General features: G+C 29.6%; 16 protein-coding genes and 1 pseudogene. 7 read left to right on the top strand and 10 right to left on the bottom strand.

All coding sequences use genetic code 11. The annotated features are described in order from the left end of the window. The first annotated feature begins 2 nt into the window (after positions 1-2). Positions 3-743, top strand: coding sequence for a hypothetical protein (locus tag WHD08_RS17800; RefSeq protein WP_208889843.1), 741 nt, complete (start codon positions 3-5; stop codon positions 741-743). Beyond that, positions 727-1,389, top strand: a complete 663-nt coding sequence (locus WHD08_RS17795; RefSeq protein WP_208889844.1) for an ATPase — start codon at positions 727-729, stop codon at positions 1,387-1,389. Before WHD08_RS17800 ends, WHD08_RS17795 begins: the two co-directional genes overlap by 17 nt. Before the next feature lie 99 nt (positions 1,390-1,488). Here WHD08_RS17795 and WHD08_RS17790 read toward each other — a convergent pair whose 3' ends face one another. Then, on the bottom strand, positions 1,489-2,124 hold the full coding sequence (locus tag WHD08_RS17790; RefSeq protein ID WP_208889845.1) for an N-acetylmuramoyl-L-alanine amidase family protein: 636 nt from the start codon (positions 2,122-2,124) through the stop codon (positions 1,489-1,491). Between the two features lie 188 nt (positions 2,125-2,312). On the opposite strand from WHD08_RS17790, the gene WHD08_RS17785 reads away from it, so the two are divergent. The 3 genes and pseudogenes from WHD08_RS17785 to WHD08_RS17775 all read left to right on the top strand — a co-directional run. Then, a complete protein-coding gene (locus WHD08_RS17785; protein ID WP_208889846.1) occupies positions 2,313-2,600 on the top strand; it encodes a hypothetical protein in 288 nt (95 codons plus the stop codon). A 2-nt stretch (positions 2,601-2,602) separates the two neighbouring features. Next, positions 2,603-2,887: a VirB3 family type IV secretion system protein gene (locus tag WHD08_RS17780; RefSeq protein ID WP_208889847.1), complete on the top strand. Its 285-nt coding sequence runs from the start codon at positions 2,603-2,605 to the stop codon at positions 2,885-2,887. Then, positions 2,874-3,845: pseudogene (locus WHD08_RS17775) on the top strand (DUF3875 domain-containing protein); the annotation flags it as partial. The gene WHD08_RS17780 and the pseudogene WHD08_RS17775, both read left to right, overlap by 14 nt. 272 nt (positions 3,846-4,117) lie before the next feature. On the opposite strand, the gene WHD08_RS17770 reads toward WHD08_RS17775, so the two are convergent. The 9 genes from WHD08_RS17770 to WHD08_RS17730 all read right to left on the bottom strand — a co-directional run bounded on the left by WHD08_RS17770 (position 4,118) and on the right by WHD08_RS17730 (position 13,032). Further along, positions 4,118-5,956, bottom strand: a complete 1,839-nt coding sequence (locus WHD08_RS17770) for a P-loop NTPase fold protein (RefSeq protein ID WP_208889848.1) — start codon at positions 5,954-5,956, stop codon at positions 4,118-4,120. Positions 5,957-5,989: 33 nt separating this feature from the next. Further along, complete coding sequence (locus WHD08_RS17765) at positions 5,990-7,999, bottom strand: AAA family ATPase (protein ID WP_208889849.1); 2,010 nt, start codon at positions 7,997-7,999, stop codon at positions 5,990-5,992. Beyond that, complete coding sequence (locus WHD08_RS17760; RefSeq protein WP_208889850.1) at positions 7,983-8,492, bottom strand: ABC-three component system middle component 4; 510 nt, start codon at positions 8,490-8,492, stop codon at positions 7,983-7,985. Before WHD08_RS17760 ends, WHD08_RS17765 begins: the two co-directional genes overlap by 17 nt. An 18-nt stretch (positions 8,493-8,510) precedes the next feature. After that, a complete protein-coding gene (locus tag WHD08_RS17755) occupies positions 8,511-9,728 on the bottom strand; it encodes an ABC-three component system protein (protein WP_208889851.1) in 1,218 nt (405 codons plus the stop codon). A 417-nt stretch (positions 9,729-10,145) separates the two neighbouring features. Then, positions 10,146-11,177 carry a MobB family relaxase gene (mobB, locus tag WHD08_RS17750; protein WP_208889852.1) on the bottom strand — a complete coding sequence of 344 codons (1,032 nt, stop codon included), beginning with the start codon at positions 11,175-11,177 and terminating at the stop codon, positions 10,146-10,148. A gap of 11 nt (positions 11,178-11,188) precedes the next feature. Continuing rightward, entirely contained in the window at positions 11,189-11,569 is a 381-nt protein-coding gene (locus WHD08_RS17745) for a BfmA/BtgA family mobilization protein (protein ID WP_208889853.1), read from the bottom strand. Between the two features lie 429 nt (positions 11,570-11,998). Then, positions 11,999-12,196: a hypothetical protein gene (locus tag WHD08_RS17740; protein ID WP_208889854.1), complete on the bottom strand. Its 198-nt coding sequence runs from the start codon at positions 12,194-12,196 to the stop codon at positions 11,999-12,001. A gap of 21 nt (positions 12,197-12,217) precedes the next feature. After that, positions 12,218-12,598: a DUF6876 family protein gene (locus WHD08_RS17735; protein ID WP_208889855.1), complete on the bottom strand. Its 381-nt coding sequence runs from the start codon at positions 12,596-12,598 to the stop codon at positions 12,218-12,220. A 77-nt stretch (positions 12,599-12,675) separates the two neighbouring features. After that, the gene (locus WHD08_RS17730) at positions 12,676-13,032 is read right to left on the bottom strand and encodes a single-stranded DNA-binding protein (RefSeq protein ID WP_208889856.1); all 357 of its coding nucleotides are present in this window, start codon (positions 13,030-13,032) and stop codon (positions 12,676-12,678) included. Positions 13,033-14,029: 997 nt separating this feature from the next. On the opposite strand from WHD08_RS17730, the gene WHD08_RS17725 reads away from it, so the two are divergent. Beyond that, positions 14,030-16,318, top strand: a complete 2,289-nt coding sequence (locus WHD08_RS17725; protein WP_244183285.1) for a beta-galactosidase — start codon at positions 14,030-14,032, stop codon at positions 16,316-16,318. Positions 16,319-16,325: 7 nt separating this feature from the next. Then, positions 16,326-18,242: a CRTAC1 family protein gene (locus WHD08_RS17720; protein WP_208889858.1), complete on the top strand. Its 1,917-nt coding sequence runs from the start codon at positions 16,326-16,328 to the stop codon at positions 18,240-18,242. Position 18,243 lies beyond the last annotated feature (1 nt).

Below are 18,243 nucleotides of genomic sequence, written 5' to 3'. Positions count from 1 at the left end.
ATATGAATTATATCAAATTACTAAATGCAGCCTTCGGAAAATTCTTTTTTGATGATCGCCTAAACCCTACACACATCAGTCTGTATATGGCGCTATTCCTAGAATGGAACAGTTGTCGTTTTGCAGATGATTTCTATATAAATCGAAGAGATTTAATGGTTGCTTCCAAAATAGGTTCAAAATCTACATACCACAGATGCCTAAGGGACTTAAATTCCTGGGATTATCTTTTCTATTTCCCTTCCAAAAACCCCTATAAAGGAAGTAAAATTAAGATGGTTATTATTGATACTAACATTGAAACATCTTCAGAACAATACAATCCCATATTAGAACAACTAGCAGAACAGTACTGTCCTAGAGGTAAACCTGTTGAGAAACAAAACAGTCCCATCTATGAACCAGTAATCAACTCTCACAATCCCAAAGAAGGACAAGCATTGGTATCAAATATAAACAGTCTAAAACAAATAAACAATATAAAACCAAAGGGCAGGCAGACTGTTATTATTTTTTTTAAAGAATCTTTTTTTAATCCTGATGAAGGAAAAAAATTCTTCGAATATTACGAATCTCGAAATTGGAAAACTAGCGATGGAAATGAAATTCGAGATTGGCGTGCTTTAGCTATTAATTGGATGAATAGAACCAAAGTTTTCGGCATAAAAAATAAAAAACAGGTATCCCAATTCAAGGACAACTTAAGAACTACTAAAAACAAAAATTATGGACAACCCCTCTAAAATAACCGAAGGAAGCGTAGAGTATTCGCTTGGAGATTTTGATGGTAAAAACGTTATATACGATTTTGATAAAGTTTTGATATACTTAAACGCTAAAGGTAGATTGCTCTTTGGTCGGCATTTCAAAATCTATAATGAAGACAAGGAAATCATTCGTAAACTATGCTACTATTACATCAAAGACAAAGAAAATTGTAAAAAATACGGAATAGATACAGACAAAGGAATTCTTCTTTCTGGTCCTATTGGTTGTGGTAAAACAACTTTAATGAAACTACTGAGACACCTGGTTCCGTTACAACTTCCTTATGAAATGATTCCGTGTAGAAATGTAACTTTCAGTTTTAATCATTTGGGTTTTAAAACCATCGAATCTTATGGCAACTCTAAATTTTTCTGTTTTGATGATTTAGGTATTGAACCTGCAGGAAGATTTTATGGCAAAGATTTAAATGTAATGGGAGAAGTATTGTTATCTCGCTATGAGCTTTACCTTCAAACCAAACACAAAATTAAAACACATGCAACCACCAACTTAAATGCCGAAGAACTCGAAGAACGATACGGAAATCGGGTTCGTAGTAGAATGCGTGAACTATTCAATTTGATTGCATTTGATAAAGGATCTGCAGATAAAAGAACTTAATTCAACCTCTGAAACTTTTAAACCATAAAATTATTTCCGAAATAAAGTGTGTTATAATTTCTTTTAAACTTTTCGTTACTTCTAAGAATAGGTCTTTCATCATTTTATTTTTTTTAATGTGAACAAAATCGCTTGAGCAATCAATGCGATTTTTTGTTTGTTTGCAAAATAGCGACATTCATCCAAATTACTTAGAAACCCCAATTCCAATAATACAGCAGGATAATAATCGATTGATTCTCGTAGTACTTGAAAATTAGCAAACTTCACTCCCCTACTTTCAAAACCCAATTGTTTTTTAAATACAGTTTGTAATTGAAATGCCAACCAGGTACTTTGTTTAGAATTCTCCGATAAGTTTTTCCCCACATAAACTTCAATCCCTCTCGCATTTGGGTTATTAGAATGATTGCAATGCATCGAAATAAAAATATCCGCTTTTAATGTTTTGCCTAATTTAGTTCTATCCGACAAAGAAATAAATGCATCTGTATATCGACTTAAATAGATATCCAATGGTTTGTCTAATTGCTTATTTTGTCTAAAAATCTCCAAAGCAACATTTAGTACCACATCCTTTTCTTTCATGTCATTTAATCCGATAGCTCCGGAATCATTTCCTCCATGTCCAACATCAATAAGTATTCTTTTTTGTTTCACATTTTCCTGCCCAAAAATGACACACATTTTTAGTAACAAAAAGATAAAACTGACGTTTTTAAGCACTTTTTTCATTTCATTTTTCCGCTTTTAAATATTTTATTTTTCAAAACTCATAGTGTTTGATGTCAAATAACAACAATTTAACTCAACTCACGACAAACAATATTTTACAAATAAACAACTGATTATCAATTATTTAAAAACAAATATATGTAAATTTAAAATATCAAAAACAACCTTATAATTTAAAATATTTTAAAATGAAAAAATCAATTTATTTAGCAACTCTCTTATTATTACTCTCTACCTCACTTTCTGCACAAATTGGTGGTATTGAAGAATCCGTTGATGATGTATCCGATACTATAAGAACTATTTTCCCTATAATTCTAGGAGTTATTTTCTTAGTTGGTTTCCTATTTAACGCAGGGCACTTTTTCGGTGAAAATGCCGACCTAAAAAAAGGAATTACGCGTGTTTTAGTCTTTGTACTAATTGCTGGAGCAGTCGTAGGAATTTTCACGTATTTAATTGGAATAGTGGTATAAACATGAAAAAGTTAGCCACCTATAAAAATATTCGTAAAAGTGCGGAAATTTTCGGTTTACCTATTTCTCTTTTTGCATTAATGATGATGGCTATACTTGCCACCCTTATGGTTATTATCTTTTCATTTAGCTTCTGGGTAATTATTGGTCTTTTAATTTTCAACGCTGCCTTATATGTCGCATTAATTCGAATAGTTCATCATCCTCAATTATTTCAAATATCTAAGGTCTTCCCAAAAATAATCTCTAACAAAAGAAATTCAGGTTTCAATTATGAACAAGATTAATCTTTCTACACACCATCCAATTGCAGATATTCAAGACAATATCATTTTTGCCAACAATGGTAATGTTGTCTTATGTTTTAAAGGGAATCTTCCAGAAATCTACTCCTTATCCGAAAAAGATTTTGAAGATATACATGGAGCTTGGTTTCAGTCTTTAAAATCGCTACCTGTAGGAACGATCGTTCACAAACAAGACATTTATCTCAAAAAAACATATACTTCAGAAAAACTACCGAATACCACTTTCTTAGAAAAAGCTACACATACTCATTTTAAAGGACGTGAATATATAAACCACAATTGTTATTTATTTTTCATCTTAACAAAAAACAAAACATTAAACAATCCTAAATATGTAAATCCTTTTCGAAAGGTAACAAAGGGAATTGTACAAGAACTAGATGACAACGTAAAAAGCTTTACCAACTCGGTAACAGATGCTATTTCCTTTATTAACAATTGTAGAAAAACAACCTTTCTACCATTAGAAAAAGAGGAAATTCAACAACTTACTACCGACTATTTTAATGGTTTTAATAAAGGTTATGACACTGATATAGTACTTGATAAGAAAAACGTCAATATTGGCGAAAATTATTTTGATGCCCTTGCCATCAATAGCGAACTGTGCTTTGGCGAAAGTGTACAGAGTAGCAAAACCAATGAGAAATTCACTACAGATGATTTTGTATTTCATCAAGGGTTTATTGATGGCCTAGGGCTTACGCTAAATGAAAACCATATTGTAAACCAAATTATCTATTTAGACAACAAACACAAATGGCGCAAGCTGCTTGACAAAAAAATAGAGGAACTTCAAAAGAGTTCTAATTTCGGATCACAAAACAAAGTACTTCTTGGAAAAATTCAGCACATTCTTGATCAGATCAATATGGATGATAATGCACGTATTGTGCGTGGACATCTCAATATTATTTATTGGTCTAAGGATCTTAAGTAATCAGACTCCATAATAGATAGAAATTGATAAAATGTTTGTTCTAAAATTTTATAAATTTCTTTTGGCCAATCACTTGCAAACGACTTCTTGGTTCCTTTTGACCTTAACACATTCTTTATTTTTCTTTCAAACTTTGGATTAACTTGAACCCTTTTGTTTCATTCAAAACTTTATCCAATTTAATTGAACAGACGACCTATTTTAATTACTGACAAAAAACATTACAATTTTGGTATCTAAGTAATTAAAAAAAAATATTTATTTTAGTTTTATAAATCTTCAGACAATTTATCTAAAATACTCTCAACTACTGAACTTAAATCTTTTATCAAAAATTTTTTCGGTTGTAAAATTATATTTCCCTCTATATAACAATATAGAAGGACATCTAAATCTTCAAAGAAAGGTAAGTCTTCAATGTAATTTTCAAAATAGAAGTTTTCATACCTAATCTTTAATTGAATAATTAAATTTTTCAACATCTCATTAGACATCTCTTCTGTAATTATTTCAAAAACCAAATCAACATCTAAAAATTTAAAGAGCTCATTACTATAATTATATTTCGTAAAAAACTCTTTTAACTCTTTATTATTCTTATTTAAAATTTCAAATAATTCTAATGCCTTTTTCTGAACATCTAAATTATATATTTGATTGTGTATCTCTTCCACTTTTAAGACAAACGCCTGTTCTTCTGGGGTTCTTTGATTATAAAAATGTTTTAGACCGTCCATTTTACTCACATCAATTTCCCCATTATCCTTAAGCTTTTCAAGCCCTGACTCTAAGTATAAGTTAAGTTTTTGTTCTGTAAGATTTAATAAATCATTGTTTATATAAAATAGATAATTATTATTAATAGTGACCATATCATAAAGACTATACTTTCCTTCTTCAGCATATTTAATAACAACAGATGTTAATGTATTAAACTCCTCATTACTTAGATCTCTGAAATTATAACCCATTAATTTGTTAAACTGTTTTGTCTCTTCTAATTCAAGATGAATTTTGTCAGCTTTTAAAATTTCTATTAATTTATTTTTGTTTAAAAAGCCTGTTAAAATAAAAGTGAAAACTGGCTTATAAAACTTATACAGTTTTATATTATCGTTATTAATATATTTCTTCTTGAAGTATTCATTATACTCAACTTTTTTGTCCTTCTCATTATCATCTGCTTTAAAGTTAAGTAGGTTATCAATATTCAATTCTAAATCACCTAAGTCGTAATAATTTAATTCCTCTAAGCCTTTAGCGTCCTTATAGTCTGATGAGGTTAATTTTCCATTTTTATATTCAATACATATAATACTAATAAAAAAAATAATTTTAAGTACAGACTCCTTGCCTATCGATTTAATGACAGGATGAATATATTTAATAACATCTATACAAAAATTTAGAGTTCTCAAGTTTAATATCCCGTGTTTTTTAAATTCACTCAATATTTCACTTTTATAATCCCTTAAAAACTTTTCAAAAAGTTTATCTTCAGAATACCTATATATTATTGTCTGATATATAGAGTCCAAATTAGGTAAATAAGCTAAAACGTTGCCTATCGTTTTTTCTTTAATTCTATTGTATTTATCCTTTTCTATTATTTCAGATTCATCTCCACAAATAATTACTTTAACATTTTTATGCTCAGTGTAATTATTAATAAAGCCTAACACTTCATCTATAGACACACTACACCTCTCTAAATCATCAAAACAAAAAACCGTTTTTGATAAATTGAAATTAGTCTTTACTCCTAAAAACAAATCCTTAAGTTTTGTACCCCCTCCAAATATGTTTCCTACTACATTTGTTGCGTTTCTTAAAAGAAGCATCGAATTAATTAAATACGGATTTTCTATTTTTTTTATTAGAGGTAAAACTTGAGTAAACAAAACTCCTTCTAATTCGGAAATACTGTTAATACCATTTAAGGAAATGTAAACACTTTCAAATTTTTCTTTCCCAGCTATACCTTTTAATATATTCTTCCAAAAAAAAGTCTTTCCACTACCCCATTTACCATTCAATAAAAGAGCATATTGAGTGTTTTGTTTTTTTAAATAATCTGTAAATATTACCTCTATTTTTTCTTTATCCATATTATTATTTAAAAAGGTTTATTAAAAAACTCATTATAATTCCAACTCTTCTTGAGAATCAAAACCTGTAAAATTATTAGCATCATTAATAAAACCAATTTCGGTGTCCTCATCAATTGGATTTGTACTAAAATGTTTTACTATAAAAGGCTTCAATTTACTTTCTAAATTAGTAGGAATATCATTATCAACAATTATCATTTGGAAGTTTTCAGGATTCTGATTATTCAAATTAAGTAAGTATCTATAAATGTTTTCATATTTAGTGGAATCATTCATACCTTCAATTAAATCATCATTTAAATTTGTTCCTAAGTCATATTCAGATTTAGTTTTACCAATGTATTTAGCTATAGTATCAATCATTAAAAAAGAAGGGTAATTAACAGAGTTATGAATCGCATATTCAAGTAAGCTGATAAAATAACCTATTGATGTTAATGTTCTTACACCTCCGGAAGTAATTTCTTCATAATTTTTATTTCTAATCATAGGGAGATATGATTTATCAGAAATTGTGACTCCATGAACATTTTTCATTCCAATGAAATTCAAAAAACCTATTAAACTATCTCTCAACTTTATAAAGACCCTATCTAATGTAGGAGCTGAATCTTTTAAAAATTTTAAATCCTCAGAAAAGTTTGTGATAATTTTATCAAGAGTCACAATTTCAGATTCAATTGTTGATTGTTGGTTTCTAATTTTATAAAAGTATTTTAAATTTTTAATATCACTTCGAATCTCCCCAGCTCTATTTGTAAGACTATCTCTTTGGCTTATATATGGTGTAACTATATCTTTTGTTTGTCTATCAAATTGGAGTCGTAATTCATCAAGTTCAATTTTATGATTATCAATCAATACCTTATTTGAATCAATTTTATCTATTAGTTGAGAATAAATCTTATCTAAATCTTTTTTCCTTCTTTTAATTCCATTTAATTCTGATTTTATAATCTTAGGGTCAGTTTCAACAAGCCCTTTCTTCAAAGAACTTAAATTCATTTCCTGTTCGCAAACTGGACATTCTGTTTTTCTATCAATCAAATTTGGCAACTTTTCAAGAACCTCAACAGTTGCAATCATTTTTTTTATATCATTATTATATTCATTTCTTAATGATACATTTTGTTTTAATTCTTCTTGTTTTGTCGATTTCTCCTCGTACAAATACTTTAATTTATTTTCATAAGAATTAACATCCTCTCTTAAGCTATTCATCCCTTGACTATTAGAGATAATGTCTTCATCAATACTTTTTATCTTTTGATTAATACTAAAAACCTCATCTTCCTTCTCTTCCTTTTTCCTATTTAATTGATCAAGAGAATAAACTTTAGTTTCATTTAAAAAGGATGATACAGATAAGTTTTTTTTATTCAATTCTTTTCTTTCATTAACTTTTTCAGATATTGCATTATCTAATTCTGAAATTTGTGAATCTAACACATTATGCATGTGTTTAAAACCCTCTTTCAATTTTGATATTCTAAAATAATTATCGCCAAAGATTCTTTTAGTTCCTACCTGATCCTGATCCAAATAAATAAACTTATTAATATCCCTAAAACTCAAGGAACTCATCTTTGAATCTTCTTTTGATGGAGATTGTTTTATTTTAGTTATTGGAATATTCATATTCGCTAATAAGAATTCAGAAAAATAACCATCAATTCCTTCCCTTTTGTAATTAGGTGAATAAAATTTAGGGAAACTATCTTCTAAATTTTCAATATTAGATCTGTATACTTCTATATCTTTATTAGATTCAAAGAGATCTCTTTTAATAGTAAAAAGTTCTCCAGACAATTCTAATTCAAGTAAACAGTACTTTCCAGCAATTTCTATTTCATCATACAAAGGAACTTTACTTGCTCCCAACAAATAATCTATTAAACTCAAAACACTCGACTTTCCTGTATCTGAATCACCGTAAACAATATTCAAACCCTTTTTAAAAAAAACGTCATAATTTTTCCTATGCCCGACAAGAGTTAGTTGATTAACTATTAGTTTAGGTATTTTAATTTTTAGAGCCATCTTTTATATAGTATTCAATTAAACTATTTGTATTCGAAAATGTCTGAGACTGTAAGGGCTTCATTTTTAAAAAAATAACACTCATCCTTGCAAAAAAGGCTGATTTAAGCATATCTGCATATACTTTACCCTCTTCAGTAACTTGATAATAAACATCTATTCCATTCTTTAATTTTACATCAGCAAAACCATAAACTATGAGAATATTTAATATTTTTTTTATTTCCTTAAGATCATAAAGTTTTTTCCTATTTGGAAATTGAGCTTCGATTGAATAAATTTCTGACCGTATAAATTCAACCATTTCTTTGTCTTTTTGATGTAATATCCTATTCAATAAATATGGATGTTTAGATAAAAACTCAAACAAGGCTATTTTCTCCAATGTTAATACTGGAGACTCATTTCTATTAAAAGATAATTGATTCAATAAAGAAATCATTTTACCTATTTTTAGATTTACTTCAAAATCGGGAATATAAAAAGGTAACATAGATGAAGATTTATAATTTTACTTAGACTTATTGTCTTTGAACTCATTAAAGGTTTTGATATCATTATCTTTAGCCCACCATATATCTTCATCCTTTATTGATAATTGATGAAGCATGCCATACTTTTGAAGCCCTTCTAGTGCAGAAAAATTACTATTTAAATAATTTCTATCTTTTTCAAGTATTTGTTTGTGGATTGCATTAACAAGAGCATTTGAACTATTATGTTTTCCAGTAATTAATTCTCCAAATTCAATTATGTATAGTTGCTTAATTTTCTCATATAATAATGATAACTCACTTACATCTACTCCAAGTGCCACAAGCTTTCTTGCTGTAAATTCTGCACTAAAAAAAGCATGTTTCGCTCCACTTATAAGGGTATCATGAACATCAGCTATAATTAATTTTAACACAAAAACTTCATCATCATATTGCCCCTTATCTTTAAAAACTTCATTATTCTTTATTGAACTTATTTGTTCGTTTTTAAAAAACTTAATTAGCTCTGATTTTAAGGCTAATAGTATATTATCATTCTCGTTATCCGGGATAATAATACTAAAATGATCATCGTCAGAATAAAAAATTTTCTGTTTATCTCTATCTAAGGCAACGGAACTTTCTTTAGGAACAATTTTATCACTCATTCCTTGGGCATAAAACCTTTTAGGAAGGTTTGTGCATTTAACCCATTCATCATTTAATTCATTTATATTCTTACCTAATGGTTTCATATCGTTCACTTGCAAATTATCTACAATCTTACCTCCCAAATTCGCCAAATTAGATCCTGAATGTGGTGTTGCTAACGATATATATAATTTAACCCTCGATACACTAAACTCATTTATATCATCAAGAATAAATCTTTTAGATACAAGTCCTCCCATGCTATGACCTATCAAAATAATATTATCATATTTTTCACATCTATACGTTATTGAAGTTTTTAAAATTTTAGCAATATCATCAATAGGAGAATTTGTAGTAGTTTTCTTTCCCCATATCATATTTTTTAATTTTTTAATTTTCGGAAAAAGTTCTAATAGTTGTGTATGATAAGTAAAAACTCCTATATCAAAATTTGTATAAATCTCATCCTCTAATAAAAGAGAATCTATTAAAGGTTTCTCTCCGTTTTCATTTATCCATGTAGTCTTTCCGCCAACGAAACCGTGTACAAAAACGATTACGTTATTAGCCTCTACATTTTGATGAATTAAATCAATCATAAGTAGTATTATTTATAAGAATGAGTGCTATTAGCTTTTTTTTATAAATATATAAAAATATGTATGGGTTTGGAAGATTAACTGATATTAATTTAATAACTGCTTTTTAAAATGTAACTCGGATTTTTATCCGAGTAAGACTGTAAATTTGGAAAACAATTCTAGTAGATAAAAATAATATAGTGCGCTCACGAATACAACTCAATTAATTAAATTTTACGACTACAAAATTACTTTTCAATCCCTTTCACCTAAGAAGATTAAGGGGATAAAAGTAAGTTTAACAACTACCTCAATCACGCCAAAATTTCGCATATCTCAGAATTTAGTTATTCGATACATTCCAAAAAAAAAAATACTGGAAAAACCAATAATTACCAATAAAGTTAAGAGATTGTCTAGTTGCATAATTTTAAATTAAATGCCGATTGAACTCGATTTTAAAGCTATTTCTGCACCACGACGTAACTTGTTAAATATTTTTAATGCCAATTGTGCTTGTGTCACCGGAATCTTTGGTAGCATCGGAATACCAGCTTTCCCTATTATTTTAAATGCCAATGATTTTTCATTGGTCGGTAATTTCATTAGTGACGTAAAATAGATTTTCGGGTTTTGGAGAAAGTCTTTTCTAGCAGCATACGACTCTACATAATTTCTTTGGTAACCGAATGTTTTGTCAAAAGATTTTTCTGCATTTTCAAAAAAATGATTTCTATCAAAACCACGTTTCACCAACTTTCCGTGCATCTTAACTTCGGATGCTTTGTACTTACTTCCTGGAGAAAGGCTAATCGAATTAGAAGCGTCTTTTCTGCTCACAATAATATGAATATGACTCTGGTCCCCTGCCTTTTTCATGCCTTGAACAATTCGTTTACCATCTTGTTGATGTGGTGCATGCTCTTCTAATTTTCTGATGTCTTTTTTCAAATTATTGACATTACCTTCTACCCTTCCCGATTCAATATTCCGGATTTCATTTTTTAGTTTTAATATTTTTGTGGCATACGGCTGGTTTTCTTTCACCTCTTTATCAGTTCCCTTAAATCTTCGTTGCTGTTCTATTTTTGCATAATACTTTATATCATTAATTGTAATCGGTTTTCCATTGATTTCTCTATTGAAAGAAGCCACATAATCTTTCATTATAGCTCTCGTATATTTTATTAAATCTTGATGATTGTTTTGTAATTTCTTCAATTCATATTTGGAAGGACTCACGGTAATCGAATAAAATTTAGGTTCATTTTTTTTGAGTTTCCCCGTATTTTTATCAATGCTGCTCACCACTTCTTCTGCAGAAATTTCGTCATCATATTGATTGAAAAAATGCTCCATACTTTCTTGATCTAAACCTTCATTTTCTTTCTCTAAATACTTTACAAAATCAGCTGAACTTTGCGAATAATTACCTCCAGTTTTTTGAGGTGTAATAGTGATATACATAACTCAAAATTTTATAGGTTGTTCATTGAATCTCCTTTTTCCTTAAAACGGATTTCCTTATTTTTATCGATCCCGTTTTTCTCTAGAATCAAGCCTTTTTTTGTAGGCTCCTGCACCTGAAAAAGCGATGCAATCATTGCAGCGGTAGGTTTCGTTTGTGTCTTTTCGACATCCTTCATAATGGCAATTACCGCATTAATCCGTTTCTTAATAGTTGACTCAATAGTCCTGCCTGTAGGTCCAAATTTTTCTTTTGGAGAAATTTCATTATAGAAGAAAAAATCAAGAATAGTTGCCATCGCTTCAGTATGTGATTTGAAGTGTGCTCTTGAAAATTTTTGAAAACGTTTTGCAGTTTCTTTTTTAAATCTAATTCCGATAAATGAGTTCATAATTCGCCGATTTGTCGCAAATTCTTCCCTAAAAGTAGGAGTTCACAGGTCATTTGTCGCAAATAGTTGTATATCAGTAAATTAAACTTTATGTAATTTACTGACATTCAGTGTTTTGAAAACAAAAAGAACGCCATAACATCGCACAGCGTGTTACCCTCTTGCTACTCCTTTTTGTCACGCTTTAGCGCGACAAATTTTTCGTACAATCTGGCTAAAAAGCCCATTGCCATTTTAGAAAATGAATTTCCAGTATGTTATTTTCGATGGGTATCGTTATCGGCGAAAGTAAAAATATGGATAACAATACTTAAAATTGAATGCTGATTTTCAAACATCTAAAGATACGTTTTTTTTATATAACAAGATTCAATAAACAGAAAAACACCTCCAAAAACTTAGAGGTGTCAAATAATTCAAATCAAAAAATTATATATTGAATACATACGTATAGGAATACAAATTCCGTTGTGCTTCTTCCGTTATCATAGCTTCAAAACAAGTATAATTTTTTCTTACATATTTGCGAATATCATCGCCAAATTTTTCTTCCACATCTTTTTTCGAATTTTCTAAAAGTCGATTTTGAGCCTCTTCACTCAAGTCTGTAAAATTTAGGTAAATCATAACTTTAAATTTTAAAATTGATTAATATTCGCTTGGTAGCATTAAGGTTCCGTCTATAAAAAACAACCTCAATTCATCCAATGGAAAATCTGTATAATTATAAGAATGAGATTCTAAAATAGTATCATTTCCATCACCATAATTTATAGTTGCTTCCTTACCTGTAGCATCCTGATTTTCCTTATTAAGTCTTTTAAAATCGATGGTAATAAAATAACTTTTATCAAGTAAACTTTTTGCAATTCCAGATGCATCTATAAGAAGCCAAAAGCAATTTGCTTTATTCACTAAATATAATATTCCTTCTGTATATCTTGTTCCAAGAATTGGAAGTGAATATATATTTTCAGAACCCGAAAATAATTGTAAATCGTGTTTTAGTGTTGTATGTTGTGTGTTCATTTTTTTTCTATTTAAGTTTATATTAAAAATAAAAAGAGGACATTACTATACGGTAGAACATCCTCTTTACCTGCTAATTATTCAATAGCATTTTGTTCTCCTTTGATACCAAGCAATAGAATTTCATCTGCTACCACTTCCGTAACATATCGTTTTTCACCTTCTTTGGTTTCGTAAGAACGAGACGTTAGTTTTCCTTCAATAGCAACCTCTTTTCCTTTGTCCACATACTCGGCTACTATTTCTGCAATTCTACCCCATGCTACAATAGCATGCCATTGGGTATTTTGCACTTTTTCCCCATCTGAGTTTTTATAAAACTCATTCGTTGCTAATGAAAAATTAACAACTTTTTTCCCACCCTCTAGGGTCTTAACTTCGGGTGCATTTCCTACGTTCCCGATTAACTGTACTTTGTTTTTTAGTGTGCTCATAATAATATATTTAAAGATTAATTAAACCCTATCTGAACTATTCAGACAGTTTGCTATTATTTTTTTTGAAGTGATTTACTTATTATATCTAGAGCGTTTTCCTTTTTGTTTTTTTTTGGTGCCGCTTCCTTTTTGATGTTTTTGTATGATTTCATAAGATTTCATTTTGATTTACTTCCCATAGTGCCTTCGCTGTTTCCTTTTTTGTTGCTGATACATTTTCATTATTTTGAATTGAGAAAGACTTATAAAAAGTGAAGTGCAGCAAAACGGTTTATGCAGTCTGTTCAACTTCAAAATCTTGGTATTTTGCTGTCAAAAAAGGAAGAAACAGGAAGGTTTGGGTTTTAATCGAAATATCTGTGTGAAGTACAAAAACATAGGAAGTGGCACCAAAGGATAAAAGAATATTCCTATATAGCGGAGGCATTTATAATTTTTGCTCAGGAATGAAGTGCACCATTCAGCGTTAGCAGAATGGGTAACGAAATGGAAAGCGAGAATTATAAATTGTGTCCAAGACTTTTTTAGATAAGCGTTTTTTTCGAAATGAAGCTTTTTGCGAAATGCAGAAAAATGTGCTGAACGAGGTCTAAAACAATAAAAATGTACTTCAATGGGTCTTGAATACTTACAAAGATATCATCCGAAAAAAAATAACTAACATTATTAAACACCAAGTTTTTAAAATTTATTTTTTTTTATAAATAATATGAAAATTAGCCGATTCTAAGTATTATATCAATTAAAAAACTCATCTTTTCACTAGAATTAAACTGTACAAACACCTAAAACACTTCCTTTATTAATATAAATTTCTTTACTTGTAGAGAGAATAGTTTTAAACATGAATAACAATCTATTACACACTGTAATACAAAAGATTAACACTATCTGTCAAGTTGTATCTGTACAACACTAAATTCTATAATTATATTAAACCAAAGCAAATATGAAGGGAAAATACAATCTTTTTAAAACTGTCAGAAAATTGTTAATGTTAACATTTATTTCTGTGGTATTTTTTTCATGTAAAAAAGAAACTACACAAAATGAAGTTTGGAGTTCAAAATCAGATATCTTGTTTTTAGATTTCGAAAAAGAAGACATTAATAACAATTTCATTGACATAAAAGGAAGTCACAAAATTGTTAAAAATAATAGAAATCATGCATTAGAAATTTCCTTTAAAAAAGATGAAAAAATTACAGGAGTAAAATTAACACCGAAAAATAATTTCAAATTAAATAAAAGCAAAAAATATAGTTTAGTTTTTGATGCTAAAAGTTTAGGGGACGAAACTACTTTTTTAACAGTTTATGCCGAAAACGGAAATGGAGAAAGAGTAAGAAGAATTACAAACATTGATACCGGTAAATTCAAATCATATTTCTTTGAACTCACCTCAAATAAAACTGACATAAATAGTGGTTTAAGAGATACTCCTAAAGCTTGGGAAACCGAAGCAACTCATATGAAAATTAGTGGACTTCTATATAATATGGATTTTTCTGAAATAGCAGGAATAGACTTTTTTAGATTAGAAGGTTTAAAAGACAAAACTATTTTAGTTGATAATATTAGAATTGTAGAAAGCCCAGAAAGAGATCCAAATTTTTTAAAAGGAATTGTAGATAAATTTGGGCAAAATGCAAAAAGAGATTTCCCTATAAAAGTACATTCTGATGAAGAACTAAAGAAAATTGCTGATGTAGAATTAAAATCTTTAGCAGAATATACGTTAATGTCAGATAGAAGCCAATATGGTGGATGGAAAGATGGTCCTAAATTAGATGCAACGGGTTATTTTAGAAAAGAAAAAGTTGATGGAAAATGGGCTTTAATAGATCCAGAAGGTTACTTATATTTTTCAATTGGTTTAGCAAATGTACGTATGGCAAACACTACAACGTATACAGGTATCGATTATACAGATGAAAAATTATATCATAGAGACCCGGAAGATGTAACTCCTGAAGACTCTAAAGGTATTATAGAAATACCTACAGAAACCATGAAAACAGCTCATGTAGTTAATAAACTTAGAAATGACATGTTTCTTGAATTACCAAAAATTGATGATGCTCTAGCTAATCATTATAGTTATAGAAGAGAATCTCATTTTGGGCCTATAGAACATGGACAAACATATAGTTTTTATAGAGCGAACTTAGAACGTAGATATGGAGAAACAAGCAAAAATTCTTTTTTTGATAAATGGTTAGAAGTTACAGAAAACAGAATGCGTAATTGGGGATTCACGTCCTTTGGAAACTGGATTGACCCAGCATTTTATCACAGAAATAACTTACCTTATTTTGCTAACGGATGGATTATTGGAGATTTTCAAAAGGTATATTCTGGTTCGGATTATTGGGGACCAATGCCAGATCCTTTCGATCCAGAATTTGAAAGAAGAGTAATAAAATCAATTGATGTTGTTTCTAAAGAAGTCGAAAACAATCCTTGGTGTATGGGTGTTTTTGTTGATAACGAAAGAAGTTGGGGGAATGAAAGTTCTACAAAAGCACATTATGGATTGGTTTTAGATGGTTTATCTAAAGGAAAAGATAGCTATTTAAAGCAACAGTTTATGACTATTTTAAAGACTAAGCACAAAACTATTGGAAACTTAAATAAAGCTTGGAAAACAAATATAGCTAGTTGGAAAGAACTTGAAAAAGGTGTTGATTATAAAAAACAAAATGAATTTCCTGAAGGTATGGTGGCAGATTTTTCTGTAATGCTCACAGCTTTTGCTACCAAATATTTTAAAACTGTTCATGATATTTTAGAAGATAAAATGCCAAACTATATGTACATGGGATGTCGTTTTGCTGTTTGGGGAATCACAAAAGAAGTTCGTGAATCTGCAGCTAAATATGTTGATGTTTTTAGTTACAATCATTACAAAGAAGGTATTGGTACTAAGTACTGGAAATTTTTAGAAGAAATAGATATGCCAACCATTATTGGAGAATTTCACATGGGAGCACCAGATTCTGGGTTATTTCATTCTGGTTTAGTTCATGCAGCAGATCAAAAAGATAGAGCTAATATGTGGGCAGATTATGCAAACTCTGCAATAGACAACCCATATTTTGTAGGAGTACATTGGTTTCAATATTTAGATTCTCCACTTACTGGTAGAGCCCACGATGGTGAAAATTATAATGTAGGTTTTGTCTCTAATACAGATATTCCTTATCCACCAATGATTAAAAAAGCAAAAGAAGTAAATTCAAATTTATATACAAGAAGGTTTGGTAAAAAAATAAAAAAGTAATTAAAAAATGAAACGTTTACTTAAAACAAAATCGAAACAATTATTAGCCCTTGGGTTTCTATTAATTTCTCTTATCAGTTGTAATAAAGATAAAGAGAAAAACAATCCTATAAAATTTATAGACGTAACTAAAGAAGTCCATTTAAATACAGAAAAAAACTGGAAATATGGCGGACCAACTATCGCAGACATCAACAATGATGGAAAATATGATTTACTTTTAGGTAATCATGACAACACACCTATTCAATTATTTTGGGCACAAGAAAACAATACTTTTAAAGAACAAAAAGGGCTTTTCCCAAAAGCAGATTTACATGGAATGGCTGCAGGTGATTATGATAAAGATGGTGATTTAGATTTGCTAATTTCTTTAGGAGGCGGAAACGGGTCAACACCACAACCTCAACGCTTGTTACGTAATGATAATGGGAAATTTGTGGATGCTACAGAAGAAACTGGGTTATCAGAAATGGGAGCTCGTGGTCGTTCTGTAAGATGGATAGATTTAGATAATGATGGTGATTTAGATTTTCTTCAAATTAATGCAGAACAAATGGTCAATGAAGAAATTCCAAGAAATCTATTATTCGAAAATAATGGAAACGGAACATTTACTTATAAAAAGAGTGAAGCTTTTGAACAAATTAATGCAGAACGTTTACTAATTACAGATTTTAACAATGATGGAATACTAGATTTACTAACATTTTCTCCTTATGCTGCCGCAGAATTTTGGAAAGGAAATAACGATTTTTCATTTACCAACTTATCTAAAGAATGGTTACCTAAAGAGTTACAGAATATAGACCAGATGAGTACTGCTGCACAGGCAGACATAGATAATGATGGTGATTTAGATTATTATTTAGCAAGAGGTAAAAGTTATTATCAAATTGCAAATAATTCTATTTCTTTTGATGAAAAACTGAAACGATTAGATTTAAGAGATGAAGGAAACAAAAGTCATGATGGTATAACTTTTTATGCGGATGCAGCTATACAACTTTCCGATTTTTATCGTTTTCCTAGAGGCCCTGAAAAACCAAGTATTCCGTTGTTTATTGGAAGTTCTAAAACCGAACATAAAATGCCTTTTGACATTCAAAAAGTAACGCAAAATGAAGCGAATGGATTTCCCGAAAATTTAGACAAAAGCGGATGGTACTTAGGCTATTTGGGTGAAGGAAAATGGCGTTTAGAATGGTTATTAAAAACCAATTTAGCATGGGATGTGAGAGCATCTGTTGTTGGTGTTACAAAAGTAGTACCAGATTGGACTCCTCAAGACTTGGGTGTTCCAGATGTTTTGTTGATTAATGAAGGAACTCATTTTATAGATGGGTCTAAACATTTGCCTAAAGAAAGCTTGGAAAACAATTGGGGAATAACTACAGGAGATTTTGACAACGATGGCTTTAATGATTTCTTCTTATATCGTTTTGGTGGTTTAATCCAAAGAAGTGAAGACGTGATTTTTAAAAATAAAGGAAACTTAGAGTTTGAATCTATTTTAACACATGGAGCAAACAATATTCCATCTAAATCTCATGGAGATATGGGGGCAACTTTCGATTATAATTTAGATGGTAAAATAGATATTTTAAGTGGAGATGATGATAATGGACAATGGCATTTATACGAGAACGAAACAGTTTCTGTAAACAATTATGCCCTATTTAGAGTTGGTAATTCTAAATCTAATGTAGATGCTTATGGCGCTAAAGTTTACATCACAACAAAAATTGGAAAACAATTCAAACTTATTGGTTCTAGTAGTGCTTCTCATGCTCAAAGCTTTTTAAATACTGTTCATTTTGGTCTAGGAAAAGAGAAAGTAATTGAGAAAGTAGAAGTGGTTTGGAGAAGTGGAGAAAAATCAACTCTTACCAATTTAAAAGCAAACAAAATCTATCAATTTTAAA

The organism is Polaribacter sejongensis (genome assembly GCF_038024065.1).
GTDB classification, from domain to species: Bacteria; Bacteroidota; Bacteroidia; order Flavobacteriales; family Flavobacteriaceae; genus Polaribacter; species Polaribacter sejongensis.
Note: the sequence above shows the minus strand (reverse complement) of the source record. Positions and strands in the feature narration are given on the sequence as shown.

Coding starts and splice junctions, on each gene's coding strand:
- WHD08_RS17800 (WP_208889843.1), top strand. CDS start 3: ATGAATTATATCAAATTACTAAATGCAGCCTTCGGAAAATTCTTTTTT.
- WHD08_RS17795 (WP_208889844.1), top strand. CDS start 727: ATGGACAACCCCTCTAAAATAACCGAAGGAAGCGTAGAGTATTCGCTT.
- WHD08_RS17790 (WP_208889845.1), bottom strand. CDS start 2,124: ATGAAAAAAGTGCTTAAAAACGTCAGTTTTATCTTTTTGTTACTAAAA.
- WHD08_RS17785 (WP_208889846.1), top strand. CDS start 2,313: ATGAAAAAATCAATTTATTTAGCAACTCTCTTATTATTACTCTCTACC.
- WHD08_RS17780 (WP_208889847.1), top strand. CDS start 2,603: ATGAAAAAGTTAGCCACCTATAAAAATATTCGTAAAAGTGCGGAAATT.
- WHD08_RS17770 (WP_208889848.1), bottom strand. CDS start 5,956: ATGGATAAAGAAAAAATAGAGGTAATATTTACAGATTATTTAAAAAAA.
- WHD08_RS17765 (WP_208889849.1), bottom strand. CDS start 7,999: ATGGCTCTAAAAATTAAAATACCTAAACTAATAGTTAATCAACTAACT.
- WHD08_RS17760 (WP_208889850.1), bottom strand. CDS start 8,492: ATGTTACCTTTTTATATTCCCGATTTTGAAGTAAATCTAAAAATAGGT.
- WHD08_RS17755 (WP_208889851.1), bottom strand. CDS start 9,728: ATGATTGATTTAATTCATCAAAATGTAGAGGCTAATAACGTAATCGTT.
- mobB (WP_208889852.1), bottom strand. CDS start 11,177: ATGTATATCACTATTACACCTCAAAAAACTGGAGGTAATTATTCGCAA.
- WHD08_RS17745 (WP_208889853.1), bottom strand. CDS start 11,569: ATGAACTCATTTATCGGAATTAGATTTAAAAAAGAAACTGCAAAACGT.
- WHD08_RS17740 (WP_208889854.1), bottom strand. CDS start 12,196: ATGATTTACCTAAATTTTACAGACTTGAGTGAAGAGGCTCAAAATCGA.
- WHD08_RS17735 (WP_208889855.1), bottom strand. CDS start 12,598: ATGAACACACAACATACAACACTAAAACACGATTTACAATTATTTTCG.
- WHD08_RS17730 (WP_208889856.1), bottom strand. CDS start 13,032: ATGAGCACACTAAAAAACAAAGTACAGTTAATCGGGAACGTAGGAAAT.
- WHD08_RS17725 (WP_244183285.1), top strand. CDS start 14,030: ATGTTAACATTTATTTCTGTGGTATTTTTTTCATGTAAAAAAGAAACT.
- WHD08_RS17720 (WP_208889858.1), top strand. CDS start 16,326: ATGAAACGTTTACTTAAAACAAAATCGAAACAATTATTAGCCCTTGGG.